This is a genomic window from Streptomyces sp. NPDC042002 (assembly GCF_055588305.1).
On sequence record NZ_JBVJCT010000019.1, the window covers coordinates 1 to 13,228 of the forward strand.

Genomic DNA, 13,228 nt, shown 5'->3' on the forward strand with positions numbered 1-13,228 from the left:
TCCCCCCCCCCCCTCCCCCCCCACCTCTCCCCCCCCCCCCCCCCCCCCCCCCCCCCCCCCCCCCCCCCCCCCCCCCCCCCCCCCCCCCCCCCGCTGCAGTTTCCGGGGAGACCTCCGGGTTTCGGCCGTTCCTGGCAAGGGCTGGAACCAGCCGCGGGATGCCGGGTCGCGGTCTCATCCGCGGCCCATCGCCGCCGTGAGCTCGATCTCGATCGCCACGCGGGCCGGGTTCGGCGACGGCATGCGCTCGTACCGCTCCGCGTAGCGCCGTACCGCCTCCGCGACGCGGGCGGGGTCCGTGGAGACCCGCGCCCGGCCCTCCAGCGTCGCCCAGCGCGGGCCGTCCACCTGGCAGACCGCCACGCGCGCCCCGTCCGCCCCCGCCGCGAGCACGTGGCCCACCTTCGCGCTGGACTTGTTGGTGATGACCCGAGCGAGACCGGCCTCGGGGTCGTATGTAACGCCGACGGGCACCACATGCGGGCTGCCGTCGGCGCGGAGGGTGGTCAGGGTGCACAGATGGCGCTCGCGCCAGAAGCTCAGGTAGGCGGCGTCGGGCTGCCGCGGGTCCACCGGATAGGAAGCCATGAGGCCCGAATCTACGCCTTACGGGCGTCCATTTCCCTCCCCTTCCAGCCTTGAGTGGAATAGACTCAACTTTATGTACGTTGGCCGAGTCAGATCGGTCAGGAACCCCAGGAGGAGGAGAACGCGAACGTGGACGCCGAGCTGACCAACAGGAGCCGGGACGCGATCAACGCGGCGAGCAACCGCGCCGTGAAGGAGGGGCACCCGGACCTCACCCCCGCCCACCTGCTGCTCGCTCTGCTGGAGGGGCAGGACAACGAGAACATCATCGATCTGCTGGCAGTCGTGGACGCCGATCAGGCGTCCGTGCGGGCCGGCACCGAGCGCGTGCTCGCCGGTCTGCCCAGCGTGACCGGCTCCACCGTCGCGCCCCCGCAGCCCAACCGCGACGTGCTCGCCGTCATCGCCGACGCCGCCGAGCGCGCCAAGGAGCTCGGCGACGAGTTCATCTCCACCGAGCACCTGCTCGTCGGGATCGCCGCGAAGGGCGGCGCGATCGCCGACGTACTCTCCCAGCAGGGCGCCAGTGCGAGGAAGCTGCTGGACGCGTTCCAGAAGACCAGGGGAGGGCGCCGGGTGACGACCCCGGATCCCGAGGGCCAGTACAAGGCGCTCGAAAAGTTCGGTACGGACTTCACCGCCGCGGCGCGTGAGGGCAAGCTCGACCCCGTCATCGGCCGGGACCACGAGATCCGCCGGGTGGTGCAGGTCCTGTCCCGCCGCACGAAGAACAACCCCGTCCTCATCGGTGAGCCAGGCGTCGGCAAGACCGCCGTCGTCGAGGGGCTCGCCCAGCGGATCGTGAAGGGCGACGTACCCGAGTCCCTCAAGAACAAGCGGCTCGTCTCGCTGGACCTCGGCGCGATGGTCGCCGGCGCGAAGTACCGGGGCGAGTTCGAGGAGCGCCTGAAGACCGTGCTCGCGGAGATCAAGGACTCCGACGGGCAGGTCATCACCTTCATCGACGAGCTGCACACCGTCGTGGGCGCCGGCGCGGGCGGCGACTCCGCCATGGACGCCGGCAACATGCTCAAGCCCATGCTCGCCCGCGGTGAGCTGCGCATGGTCGGCGCCACCACCCTGGACGAGTACCGCGAGCGGATCGAGAAGGACCCGGCGCTGGAGCGGCGCTTCCAGCAGGTGCTGGTCGCCGAGCCGACCGTCGAGGACACCATCGCCATCCTGCGCGGTCTCAAGGGCCGCTACGAGGCCCACCACAAGGTCCAGATCGCCGACAGGGCGCTGGTGGCCGCCGCGACCCTGTCCGACCGCTACATCACCTCCCGCTTCCTTCCCGACAAGGCCATCGACCTCGTCGACGAGGCGGCCTCACGGCTGCGCATGGAGATCGACTCCTCCCCGGTCGAGATCGACGAGCTCCAGCGGGTCGTCGACCGGCTGAAGATGGAGGAGCTGGCGATCGGCAAGGAGACCGACGCCGCCAGCAGGGAGCGCCTGGACAAGCTGCGCCGCGACCTCGCCGACAAGGAGGAGGAACTGCGCGGTCTCACCGCCCGCTGGGAGAAGGAGAAGGAGTCCCTCAACCGCGTCGGTGAGCTGAAGGAGAAGCTCGACGAGCTGCGCGGCCAGGCCGAACGCGCGCAGCGCGACGGCGACTTCGACACCGCCTCCAAGCTGCTCTACGGCGAGATCCCCACCCTGGAAAGGGACTTGGAGGAAGCCTCGCAGGCCGAGGAGGAGGTCGCCAAGGGCACGATGGTCAAGGAGGAGGTCGGGCCGGACGACATCGCGGACGTCGTCGGCGCCTGGACCGGCATCCCGGCCGGCCGTCTCCTGGAGGGCGAGACGCAGAAACTCCTGCGCATGGAGGAGGAGTTGGGCCGCCGTCTGATCGGCCAGACCGAGGCCGTGGGGGCGGTGTCCGACGCCGTGCGGCGCACCCGCGCCGGCATCGCCGACCCGGACCGGCCCACCGGCTCGTTCCTCTTCCTCGGCCCGACGGGCGTCGGAAAGACCGAACTCGCCAAGGCGCTCGCCGACTTCCTCTTCGACGACGAGCGGGCGATGATCCGCATCGACATGTCGGAGTACGGAGAGAAGCACAGCGTGGCCCGGCTGGTCGGCGCGCCGCCCGGGTACATCGGCTACGAGGAGGGCGGCCAGCTCACCGAGGCCGTGCGCCGTCGCCCGTACAGCGTGATCCTGCTCGACGAGGTGGAGAAGGCGCACCCCGAGGTCTTCGACATCCTGCTCCAGGTGCTGGACGACGGGCGGCTGACGGACGGTCAGGGCCGGACGGTCGACTTCCGCAACACCATCCTGATCCTCACCTCGAACCTGGGCAGCCAGTTCCTCGGCGGGCAGAGCCTCGCCGATCCGCTGTCCTCGGAGGAGGACAGGAAGCGGCAGGTCCTGGAGGTCGTCCGCGCCTCCTTCAAGCCGGAGTTCCTGAACCGGCTGGACGACCTCGTCGTCTTCTCCGCGCTCGACCAGCGGGAGCTGGAGCGCATCGCCCGGCTCCAGATCGACCGCCTCGCGAAGCGGCTCGCCGAGCGCCGGCTCACCCTGGAGGTCACCGACGCGGCGCTGGCCTGGCTGGCCGAGGAGGGCAACGACCCGGCGTACGGAGCGCGCCCGCTGCGGCGCCTCGTCCAGACCGCCATCGGAGACCGGCTGGCCAAGGAGATCCTGGCGGGCGAGGTCAAGGACGGCGACACGGTCCGCGTGGACGCCTTCGGCGACGGCCTGATCGTGGGTCCGGCGACGGGCAAGACGCTGTAGTCCCAGCGCCAGCTCTGGCCGGAGTCCGGTACGGGTGCGGGGTTCCGGATCCGTACCGGTACCGGAACCCCGTACCCGTACCGGATGTACCGATCTCGGAGAGCGAAGGACCCGTGGCACACCCGCCGCGGGTTCTTCGCATGTTCATGGCGCCGCTGTACGGGCGCCTCCCGGCGTGCCCCCGCGGACCCTCCCCGCCCCGCCCGATGCCCGTACGTGACCGGATCCTGTCAGCCCCCGGCGGACAGGCCCTGCCAGGGGTTGCCACTCCCGGTGCCGCATGAGGGAGGATGGCAGCATCCGTACGAAGGGAAATACACGGTGAGCATCGACCCGTCCTCGATTCCGAACTTCGGGGGCCAGCCCGAGCCGCAGTCCGGCGGCCCCGCGGGCCCCGTGGTCCCGGATCAGGACCTCGTTAAGCAGCTCCTTGACCAGATGGAGCTGAAGTACGTCGTCGACGACGAGGGTGACCTCGCGGCGCCGTGGGAGGAGTTCCGTACGTACTTCATGTTCCGCGGCGAGGGTGACCAGCAGGTCTTCTCGGTGCGGACGTTCTACGACCGGCCCCACCAGCTCGACGAGAAGCACGCGCTCCTCGAGTCGATCGACGACTGGAACCGCCGCACCCTGTGGCCCAAGGTCTACAGCCACACCCACGACGACGGCACCGTCCGCCTGATCGGTGAGGCGCAGATGCTGATCGGCACCGGCGTCAGCCTGGAGCACTTCGTGTCCTCCACGGTCAGCTGGGTGCGGGCCGCCATCGAGTTCGACAAGTGGCTCGTCGAGCAGCTCGGCCTGGAGCAGGAGATCAACGAGGCGGAGAAGCCCGAGGACGAAGAGGGCACCGAAGACGAGTAGGCCCGTCCTCGCGGCGGCGCTCCTCACGGCGCGCACCGGCCCCTGGGACAGGTCCTAGAGCGGGGTGTGCGCGATCACGACCAGATACGCGCCGTAGGCGAACGAGAGCCCGGCCAGGGCACCGACCACCAGGGTCGCGTGCCAGGGGCGGGCTCTCGCCGTTCGCACCAGCGCGCGGGCCAGCGGCAGCAGCAGCGGGAACGCCGGCAGCAGGAACCGCGGCTTCGACTCGAAGAACCCCGAGCCGCCCAGCGCGATCAGCAGCAGGGCGCCGCTGTAGACCAGCAGCGGCAACGGCGCCCGGTCGGCGATCAGCAGCGCGTACAGCAGCACGGCCGCGGCGACGATCACCATCGTCATGGGGAACACGAACCGGTCCCCGTGCAGCAGCAGGTGCTTGACGAAGTGGAGCGACCCCGCGCCGAGGTCGAAGCGCGAGCCCCACAGCCGCTGCACCTGGAAGTAGCCGCCGAGCCAGTCGCCCTCGCGGTGTCCCACCCACAGCACATAGCCGACCCAGCCGACCGGCGCGAGCGCGGCGCCCGTCCACAGCCTGTGGGAAACTTTTCCGCGGCGCCGCCAGATCTCGTGCGCCGCCGCCGCGAGGACCGCCGTGGCCACCGTGAAGCCGTTCGGCCTGGACAGCCCCGCGAGCGCGGCCAGCGAGCCCGCCCACAGCCAGCGCCGGTCGAGCACCGCGTACAGCGACCAGGCGGCGAACGCGGTCAGCACGGGCTCGGTGTACGCCATCGTCAGCACCACCGAGTGCGGCAGCAGACCCCACAGCAGCACCAGCGCCGTACCGACCGCCCGGCCGTGCAGCCGGGCCCCGATCGCGTACACCCCGCACACGGCCGCCGCCGCCGCGGTCCAGGACACCAGCAGGCCCGCCGAGCCCCCGGTCAGCGGGGTCAGCGTGGTGACGGCCCGTACGAGGGCCGGGTAGAGCGGGAAGAACGCGAGGTCGCTGTGGACGACCGTGGGGTGGAAGTGGAGCGTCCGCCCGTAGCCGTGCGCGGCGATCCCCAGGTACCAGGCCGAGTCCCAGGACCGCGCGAGCAGGGCGACCGGGTGCTGGCGGGTGGCCCAGGCGGTCCCGGCGAGCACGAGGAGGCCGGCCAGGCGCGCGGCGGCGAACAGCCCGAGCGCCGTGATCGCGGCGTACGGCAGGCTGCGTGCGGCGCGGGACGGGCGGACGGCACGGTCGCCGGGCTCGGTGAGAGCGGGGCGAGCGAGGGTGCTCGGGTGGGTCACACCCCGAACTGTGCGTTCCCTACGGGGTATTCGCGAGCTTTGATCGTCCGTGCGGGTTCCGTTCCGGAGCTACCGGCGCGCCGCCCGCACGCGGGGTGCGACCGGTGCTAGACGGCCCCGCACGGCGGGTTCCTCCCCCTCTTCCAGCCGCCCAGCGGGTCCTGCCCCGGCCCGGCGCGTCTGGCCCGCCGTTTCCGGCCGCCCGCGGGTCCGGCCCGCGCGTCCGGTCCGGCCGTCGTCGACATGATCCGGTCCACGATGGAGGGCAACTACCGTGGCTCGAATCTCCCGTCCCGTTCTGAGCGGTGTCGCCTGGCGCAGGAGCAGCTACAGCAATCAGGCGGGGGGCGACTGCGTGGAGGCGGCCGACCGGTTCCGAGGGACCGTCGTCCCGGTCCGTGACAGCAAGGTCCCGCACGGTCCGGCGCTGTGCTTCGAAGCCGCTTCCTGGGCCGCCTTCATAGGCGAGTTGAAGGGCGGGCACCACCGTCCCTGAGGCGGCCGGGCCCTGGCCGCCGTCCGTCATCCGGGCTCACCGGGCCCTTGTCCGCGAGGGTCCGGCGGGCCGCTGACCTCCTGAAAGAACCGGGGGAAAGAACTACCCACCCACCCACCCTCCCCGCCGGGAAGCCCGCGTCACTCGTCCGGGTGACCGGCTTGCAGGGGCGGGATGCGGACCGTTACGTTCGCCGCGACAACCGAAAAAGTACGGCCCCCGACCGGGACTGCAATCCCGAACGAGGGCCTGACCAACCAGGAAGAAGCAGACTTCCCGATGGCTGACCCGCAGTCTAACGCGCGCCTGCGCGCCGACGCCGGAGCACCGACCTCCGGCGTGATCCATGTACGCACCCGCCTCACGGCCGACTTCACCGTGCTATCCAACGCCCTCGCCCAGCGACGCGGCAGCGCGGTCACGGTCGGCGTCGCGGCGTACATCTCCTCACTGCCCGAAGGCTCCCCCGTGAGCATCGCCGCCCTGTGCGAGCACTTCAGCGAGGGCGAGATCCTGATCTCGCGAGCGCTCAGGGAGTTGGAGACGGCCGGACACCTGGAGCGCCGCCGCGAGCGAACGCCCACCGGGCAGGTCCGTACCCGGACGTACTTCTACGACGTACCCGGCGGCACCCCGGGACCGGACGGGCCTCCCGAGCCGCCCCGGCCCCGGCGGAAGCCGGTCACTGCAGCAGCGGTCCCGCCCGCGTCCGCGGTCGTGCAGCCGCCCGTACAGGCCGAGGCCGAGACGCCGATCCCGCTTGCCGACGCCGACTCTCGAGCCGTCGCCGTACTCGCCGCTCTGCGCCGGGTCGACGCCCGCCTCGTCCTGTCCGCGCAGGAAGCCGCCCGCCTCGCCCCGGCCGTCACCCGGTGGCTCGCGGCAGGTCTCCTGCCCACGCAGATCACGGACCACCTCACCGCACGGCTCCCGGACCATTTCCTGACGCGCCCGGTCGGCATCCTCGCCCACCGGCTCAAGGAGACTCCCCTCCCTCTCCCCGCACCGGCCCGAAGTGCAGAACCTTCCGTACGTCCGGCGGTCGTGCCCATGCGGAACTGTGACGGCTGCGACCGGGGATTCCGCACGGCGGAACCCGGCCGTTGCCGGGACTGCCGATCCCGGGACCAACTCCGTGCGGCCGGCTGAGCCGATGACTGGGTGTGCGGTCCACACGAAGGTGGGACGCTTGATGTGGCACGATGCGAAACCCGGGGCCAGGAGGAGGCGGGGCATGGCCGACAGGTTCACGGACGGACTCCTGACGCCCGCAGAGACCGCCTCCTACCTTGAGATTCCGCAGTCGACTCTCACCTCGTGGCTGAAGGCCAAGGCCGCCGGAGCGCCACTGGTCCACCAGGTCGAGCCGATGCGGAAGGGACAGCCCTCGGTGCCGTTCATCGCGGTGGCCGAGGCACACGTTCTTCGTTCTCTGCGTTCCCTGGGGCTCCGCATGAGTGAGATCAGGGAGGCGGCTGCCGCCGTACGGGACGCCTTCGACACCCCCTACGGCCTCGTGTCCAAGCGGATCGCCACGGATGGTGTGGACATCTTCATCGAGCACGGTTGGGGGGATCTCCGCAGAGCCCGCGACGGCCAGGTCCCCATCCAGGAAGTGGTCTCCGACTATCTCCGCTACCTCACCTGGGAACCGGGCGACGACTTCCCCTCCAGCCTGCGGCTGAGGCAGTATCCGGACTCTGTCCCGGTGGTGATCGATCCGAGGTTCGGCCATGGTCTTCCCGTGGTGGCCGCCAACCGCGTCACGGTGCAGGCCATCACCGACCTGTGGGAGGCCGGAGAGGCCGTCGAAGACATCGCGTACGACTACGACATGACGCCTGAGCAGGTGGACGCGCTCTGCCGGGCAGTGGTGCACCTTGCCGCCTGAGTTCTTCCTCGACCGGAATCTCGGTCGCCGGGTCGCGGAAGGATTGAGATTCTCCGGGTGGACGGTTCACCGCATCGGAGACTTCTTCCCGGACGACGGGCAGGACGTTCCCGACGAGGAGTGGATCACTCACGGTCTCGACCGGTCCTGGGTCCCGTTGTCGAAGGATGGGCGGATCAAGACCCGAGACCTGGAAATCCGGCCCGTCCTGGAGCGCGAGGCGGTGCTGTCCTATCTGGACAACCAGCAGCTTCGCAGCGTCGAGATGGTCGAGCGGCTCGTCGCACGCCGTGACGCGATCCACCGGGCCGTCGAGAAGGGCGGCCCGGCGGCATACGCGGTGCGACACGACCGTATCGAGCGGACCTGGCCCTGACGGGCGGGTGTCCCTCGGGGCAGCCCGCCCACGGACCGAGCTACTTCACCGCGGGCGCCCAGAGCGCGGCCACGATCTCCATCTGCTTGAGGACCAGGTCGATCGCCTCGCGCTCCTCCTCCGGCGGGTAGTCGAACATCGCCGGCACACGACGGATGCGGGTGCGCAGCTCGGCCCGGACGGGGTCGCGGGACAACCAGGCGAAGGCGTCGGCGGCCTCACTCAGCGCAGAAATGGATCACCGCTGCCACCGAGTCGCCCGCCACGCCTGGCGATACGGGTCGCCCGTCCAGTCATCGCGCCACCGTGGTTCGTGTGTCATCCACGCGCTGCACTGTGAGTCAGGCAACTTGGCTTCCTGCTATGGGAGTTGTCGCTCGGTGTGTCTGCGTGCGGTCCTCGTGGTGGTGTTCACGCGACTCCGCCGGTGCAGCGGCGCGGACGCGTGGCGGCTGGGAGGGCCCGAGGCCGAGAGGCCGCTCCCTGGTCGTCACGCGTGGTGGGTGTCATTCGACCAGTGTCCTGAGCCGGGAGACCGCGTCTTCCAGAACACGCGTTTGCTTGCAGAACGCGAATCGCACGAAAGGCGCGCCCTGTTCGCGGTGGTCGTAGAAGACCGCGTTCGGGATGGCCACGACCCCTGCGCGCTCGGGCAGGGCGCGGCAGAAGGCGAAGCCGTCCGTCTCGCCGAGCGGGCGGATGTCGGTGGTGACGAAGTACGTGCCCTGCGGCCGGAAGACCGCGAAGCCCGCCTCCGTGAGTCCCGCCGCCAGCACGTCCCGCTTGCGCAGCATGTCCGCGCGGAAGGTCTCGAAGTACGCGTCCGGCAGCGCGAGCGCCTCGGCGACGGCGTACTGGAAGGGCCCCGACGCCACGTACGTCAGGAACTGCTTCGCCGACCGTACGGCGCTGACCAGGGCCGGCGGCGCGGTCACCCAGCCCACCTTCCAGCCGGTGAACGAGAACGTCTTGCCCGCGCTGCCGATGGTGACCGTCCGCTCGCGCATCCCCGGCAGGCCGGCCAGCGGTACGTGCTCGGCGTCGTCGAAGACGAGGTGCTCGTAGACCTCGTCCGTCACCACGAGCAGATCCCGCTCGACGGCGATCCGCGCGATCTCCGTCAGCTCGGCGCGGGTGAGGACGGTGCCGGTCGGATTGTGCGGGGTGTTGATCAGCAGCAGCCGGGTCCGCTCGGTGACCGCGTCGCGCAGTTCGTCGAGGTCGAGCCGGAAGCGCCGGTGGGCGCCCTCGTCATGACCGCCCCCGTCGTGGCCACCCGCGTCACCGCCGCCCTCGTCGGGGCGCAGCGTCACGGGTACGCGCGTCCCGCCCGCCATGGCGATGGAGGCGGCGTACGAGTCGTAGTACGGCTCCAGGGCGATCACCTCGTCGCCGGGCTCCAGGAGCGCGAGCAGGGCGGCGGCGATGGCCTCGGTGGCGCCCGCCGTCACCAGGACCTCGGTGTCGGGGTCGTACGACAGGCCGTAGTGGTGTTTCTGGTGCGCGGCGATCGCGGTACGCAGTTCGGGGACGCCCGGACCCGGCGGGTACTGGTTGCCGCGCCCGTCCCGCAGCGCGCGTACGGCCGCCTCCCGGATCTCCTCGGGTCCGTCCGTGTCCGGGAAGCCCTGTCCGAGGTTGATCGAGCCGGTGCTCATCGCGAGGGCGGACATCTCGGCGAAGATCGTCGTCCCGAACTCGGCGAGCCGGCGGTTCAGAAAGGGGCGCGCGCTGGAGGTCATGCCGGTCATCCTGCTCCCAAGCTCTGGAGTTCCTCAACTTACCTTCGGCGTTGGGCGCCTGCGGAGGAACCCAACGCGCCACCTCTGAACAGGGGTTGAGCCGTCGGCAACTGTCGTCATCTGTCGACGTTGGCCACCCTCGGACGGCCCACAGACGGCCCCGTCTCTGCCCCCGAAGAGCCTCTGGTGCTAGCGACAGGAGTCGCTAACGTTAGCGACCCCGCTAGCGGCCAAAGCCGCTCGGGACCAGCCCGTTAGCGGTTAGCGAGCCATCCAGGCAGCCCCCGAAATTGTGGGGCTCGGCGCCTCTGAGGGGAGTGCCGGCCGGATCGCTATCGGGCCCGTGGCTTGTCGCTTGTCGCTTGTCTTGTCGCTTGTCGGCTCGCAGGTCAGAGGCTGCATTAGGCGCCCTTGCGGCACGACTTCGTCCGAGGCGACAAGCGACAAGCGACAAGCGACAAGTGGCGGCGGGTGCCCGCGCGTTGGGGGAGGAAGAGCAGTTAGGAACGGCCTGCGGCCGTACGTCCCTTGGAGGCTCGCTGCGCTCGCGCGGCGAGCGCCGTTCGGGGGTGAGGCCGTAGGCGCCTCTCAGGGCGTCTGAACCCCCTTGCAGGGGGCGGAAGACCTCGGGGGCGTGAACGGCTGCCCATGGCCTCACGAAGACGCTGTATGGCGCCAGTTTCCGGGCCCCTACGCGCACGCGCGCGTAGGGGCCCTCCCTGGAAACCGTGGCAGCTTGGAAACTCGCAGGTCATGAGCGGTTGCAGGGCTCAACCGGCGCTGTCAACGCAACCGGCGGCATCAACCGCCGCAACTCGGGCGGGCTTGCACGCGGCGTAATGCCGCGTGCAAGCAAGAGGAGCACCCCGTCGCGCGTGGTGCTCCTCTTGCTTGTACGCCGGACGGCAATCCAGGAAGCGCGACGGACCTGCCTCCCCGCCTGGAATGCCGTCCTGAGTGCCTTCCAAGGGGCAGACGGCAGGCTTGGGCGAGCGTTGTTGGGCCCGTTCCGTTCTGTGCGGCCCACCGAGGCTTTTCAGGAGGGGGGGTGTGCGCCTCTCCCTCTGAAGAGCCGTCCCTCGCTCTCTTACTAGAGATTGAGGGAAGGTAGCGTCCGCAGCGTCCGCCGGGCGTCGGTCACGCTCTCTGACCTGCACTTTCCCTGTGGACGCTAAACAAAATGTTTAGCGTCCGCTAGTGTCCGCAGCGTCCGGTGACCCTGAGTCGCTAAGAGCGTCTTTCTGCAGGTCACAGCGGCTCTTAGCAGGGGGAGAGTTGCGGACACTGCGGACGCTGGACGCTGCGGAACGACGAAGAGACCACCCGCGCCGGCGCGCGGGGGTGGTCTCTTCGCTCCTCGTGTAGCCCGGCCGGTAGAGGAGCGGGGCCGGTAAGGAGGCCGCCGTTTCGCAGGGGCGCAACGGCCTTCGTGGTCACGGGCGTTGCCGCGCGAGCGTAGCGAGCTGCTAAAGGTCGTGCGGCCTGTGGCCGCTCGTTCTATCCCGCGTGGGCGCGTGCGACCGATGAAGAATCCGGGAGCAGCGAACGTGGCACGTCGTCGGTCTTGATGACCTGGCCTACGCCGATAAATCTGCTAGCTACCAGGATTCCGGCGTCGTGCACAGCGGAGCCAGCGTGACTTGCTGACGCGTCTTCAAGAAGCCACGGCGTGAGGTCCCGTTCGAATGCGTCAACTGCGGTCTTGAGGACGCAACTTTCCGTGGCGATTCCACAGATATATAGGTCGGTCCATCCATGTCGCTGGACGAGTTCTGAGCCTTCATCCGAGAACAGGCTGTAAATCGTCTTGTCTAGAACGGCCGTTGCTCGCTGTGCGAAAGGGAGAAGTTCTGAGACGATATCCGTCTGCGGTGAATCCTGTAGTGCAGTCCAGTGGATCATGCGCTCAAATGGACTTCCGGGATAATTTAGATAACGGGTGAAAATCACGTCCCCCCCGTTCTCCTGCCACCGGGAAACAAGATCTGCGATCACGGGGATTACAGGTTTAGACGGTTCGCGAATGAAGCCATTCTGTGCGTCAATTACGACGAGCACGGCCTTATTTGTGTCCATCTTCACTGCCCTTCGCATTCGCGTAGCGTTTCTACGGCTTGTGACAGGTGTCGAGCAAGGCCACTGGTTTCTATAATGGCCTCGCGCATGGCCCGATGCTGAGATGTCTCCCGTGGGCGTTCAGTCGTTATCCGCGACCTGATTCCCCTGAGGAACCGCCATCCGAATTCTGGCGGGATTTCAGGGTCGAGCCCCTTTTCTAGCTGCCCCCGGATGTGATCGCAGTACGCCCAAATAGCTTGAACGGCCAGCTCGCAGGCCACTAGGTCTTGCTCGGATAGTCCTCGCTCGGGCGCAACTGGGTGATACACGACGCCGGACCAGGACGCAAACCCGTGAGAAATGCCCTTGATTCCAAAATCCACCATCTCTGGATGATTGAACCCCTCGCGCAAGAGTGCCTGCTCGACCAGGGTTGCATGCCCAAACGAATCCCTTGTGTCGCTGCGAACGTCATCGCGTTCGAGGAGTACGCGAGGCATGCATATCATGCGTAGCGCCGTTTCCAGTTGGATTCCCGACCAGACTGAACGGTCCAGCCAATAGAAGCTGAGCACGTATGAAGCGCTCAAGTTCTCAATGCCGGTTAGCCTGCGCAATTCATTTTGTGCCCAGGTCATGTTTTCCTCGTAAGAGGAACGGCGCCAAACGGCTAACTCGGCAACTTGCTCTATAGGTCGATCCTCGACGACGTGGTACATGGCGACACCGAACGGCCAACTGTAGAGAGTGCATTGTGCGTCTGGGAGTGAGATCTCTGTCCGGTGGCAGTCAATCCATTGAGCACTGGCACCGCTCATCTCTTGTGAATCAACCAGTTTGGCTGTGACATCCGGACCAACGAAAATCGGAATGAACTTATGACTCCGTAAGTCACAGGTTGACGCTTTCCGGCCTGGAGGTCTTGTGTCAAGGTCGCCGAATAGGTCGTGAGCGGACTTGCTGTATGCCTCGCAGAGTAGGCGGGCATAAAAATCATCCGGCCGGACGACTCGCCCTGTCTCAATTCGGTACAGGGCTTTTTCGAGTGCGGCTAACCCGGGGGAACTCCATCCCTTGCTCGTACAGAGGGAATCCAAAGCCTTTGCCAGTCTTGGCCTACCCCACCCCCGTTCACCCCTGAGGCCGATCAGTACCTGATTCGGAACGAACCGCTGATCTTTGTCGGCTGTCCCCCTGTCCATACGCCGTGTCCCCCT

Annotated in this window: 12 protein-coding genes; 6 read left to right on the top strand and 6 right to left on the bottom strand. The window is 68.5% G+C overall.

Annotated features, from left to right (window positions below):
• Positions 1-174 precede the first annotated feature (174 nt).
• Complete coding sequence (locus ACZ6KY_RS25545; protein WP_469312612.1) at positions 175-588, bottom strand: pyridoxamine 5'-phosphate oxidase family protein; 414 nt, start codon at positions 586-588, stop codon at positions 175-177.
• 129 nt (positions 589-717) lie between these two features.
• Between ACZ6KY_RS25545 and clpB the strand changes: the two genes are divergently transcribed.
• Positions 718-3,330 (top strand): ATP-dependent chaperone ClpB, encoded by a 2,613-nt coding sequence (gene clpB, locus ACZ6KY_RS25550; RefSeq protein ID WP_469312613.1) that lies wholly within the window; start codon positions 718-720, stop codon positions 3,328-3,330.
• A gap of 321 nt (positions 3,331-3,651) precedes the next feature.
• Entirely contained in the window at positions 3,652-4,194 is a 543-nt protein-coding gene (locus tag ACZ6KY_RS25555; RefSeq protein ID WP_469312614.1) for a YbjN domain-containing protein, read from the top strand.
• A gap of 54 nt (positions 4,195-4,248) precedes the next feature.
• Here ACZ6KY_RS25555 and ACZ6KY_RS25560 read toward each other — a convergent pair whose 3' ends face one another.
• Entirely contained in the window at positions 4,249-5,448 is a 1,200-nt protein-coding gene (locus tag ACZ6KY_RS25560; protein ID WP_469312615.1) for a hypothetical protein, read from the bottom strand.
• Positions 5,449-5,722: 274 nt separating this feature from the next.
• On the opposite strand from ACZ6KY_RS25560, the gene ACZ6KY_RS25565 reads away from it, so the two are divergent.
• The 4 genes from ACZ6KY_RS25565 to ACZ6KY_RS25580 all read left to right on the top strand — a co-directional run bounded on the left by ACZ6KY_RS25565 (position 5,723) and on the right by ACZ6KY_RS25580 (position 8,211).
• The gene (locus ACZ6KY_RS25565; RefSeq protein ID WP_469312616.1) at positions 5,723-5,944 is read left to right on the top strand and encodes a DUF397 domain-containing protein; all 222 of its coding nucleotides are present in this window, start codon (positions 5,723-5,725) and stop codon (positions 5,942-5,944) included.
• 279 nt (positions 5,945-6,223) lie between these two features.
• Positions 6,224-7,093: a hypothetical protein gene (locus tag ACZ6KY_RS25570; RefSeq protein ID WP_469312617.1), complete on the top strand. Its 870-nt coding sequence runs from the start codon at positions 6,224-6,226 to the stop codon at positions 7,091-7,093.
• A gap of 85 nt (positions 7,094-7,178) precedes the next feature.
• Complete coding sequence (locus ACZ6KY_RS25575; RefSeq protein WP_469312618.1) at positions 7,179-7,835, top strand: DUF433 domain-containing protein; 657 nt, start codon at positions 7,179-7,181, stop codon at positions 7,833-7,835.
• Positions 7,836-7,878: 43 nt separating this feature from the next.
• Positions 7,879-8,211 (top strand): PIN-like domain-containing protein, encoded by a 333-nt coding sequence (locus ACZ6KY_RS25580; protein WP_469312619.1) that lies wholly within the window; start codon positions 7,879-7,881, stop codon positions 8,209-8,211.
• Positions 8,212-8,251: 40 nt separating this feature from the next.
• On the opposite strand, the gene ACZ6KY_RS25585 is transcribed toward ACZ6KY_RS25580, so the two are convergent.
• The 4 genes from ACZ6KY_RS25585 to ACZ6KY_RS25600 form a co-directional block, all read right to left on the bottom strand.
• Positions 8,252-8,407 (bottom strand): type I restriction enzyme endonuclease domain-containing protein, encoded by a 156-nt coding sequence (locus tag ACZ6KY_RS25585; RefSeq protein ID WP_469312620.1) that lies wholly within the window; start codon positions 8,405-8,407, stop codon positions 8,252-8,254.
• A 310-nt stretch (positions 8,408-8,717) separates the two neighbouring features.
• Positions 8,718-9,962 carry a pyridoxal phosphate-dependent aminotransferase gene (locus ACZ6KY_RS25590; RefSeq protein WP_469312621.1) on the bottom strand — a complete coding sequence of 415 codons (1,245 nt, stop codon included), beginning with the start codon at positions 9,960-9,962 and terminating at the stop codon, positions 8,718-8,720.
• Positions 9,963-11,450: 1,488 nt separating this feature from the next.
• Positions 11,451-12,047 carry a cysteine hydrolase family protein gene (locus tag ACZ6KY_RS25595; RefSeq protein ID WP_469312622.1) on the bottom strand — a complete coding sequence of 199 codons (597 nt, stop codon included), beginning with the start codon at positions 12,045-12,047 and terminating at the stop codon, positions 11,451-11,453.
• Positions 12,032-12,730: a hypothetical protein gene (locus ACZ6KY_RS25600; protein WP_469312623.1), complete on the bottom strand. Its 699-nt coding sequence runs from the start codon at positions 12,728-12,730 to the stop codon at positions 12,032-12,034. Before ACZ6KY_RS25600 ends, ACZ6KY_RS25595 begins: the two co-directional genes overlap by 16 nt.
• Positions 12,731-13,228: the final 498 nt, after the last annotated feature.

Bases quoted from the DNA above. Each gene is read 5' to 3' on its own strand.
- ACZ6KY_RS25590 (WP_469312621.1), bottom strand. From the start codon at position 9,962: ATGACCGGCATGACCTCCAGCGCGCGCCCCTTTCTGAACCGCCGGCTC.
- ACZ6KY_RS25595 (WP_469312622.1), bottom strand. From the start codon at position 12,047: ATGCGAAGGGCAGTGAAGATGGACACAAATAAGGCCGTGCTCGTCGTA.
- ACZ6KY_RS25575 (WP_469312618.1), top strand. From the start codon at position 7,179: ATGGCCGACAGGTTCACGGACGGACTCCTGACGCCCGCAGAGACCGCC.
- ACZ6KY_RS25545 (WP_469312612.1), bottom strand. From the start codon at position 588: ATGGCTTCCTATCCGGTGGACCCGCGGCAGCCCGACGCCGCCTACCTG.
- ACZ6KY_RS25600 (WP_469312623.1), bottom strand. From the start codon at position 12,730: ATGTACCACGTCGTCGAGGATCGACCTATAGAGCAAGTTGCCGAGTTA.
- ACZ6KY_RS25570 (WP_469312617.1), top strand. From the start codon at position 6,224: ATGGCTGACCCGCAGTCTAACGCGCGCCTGCGCGCCGACGCCGGAGCA.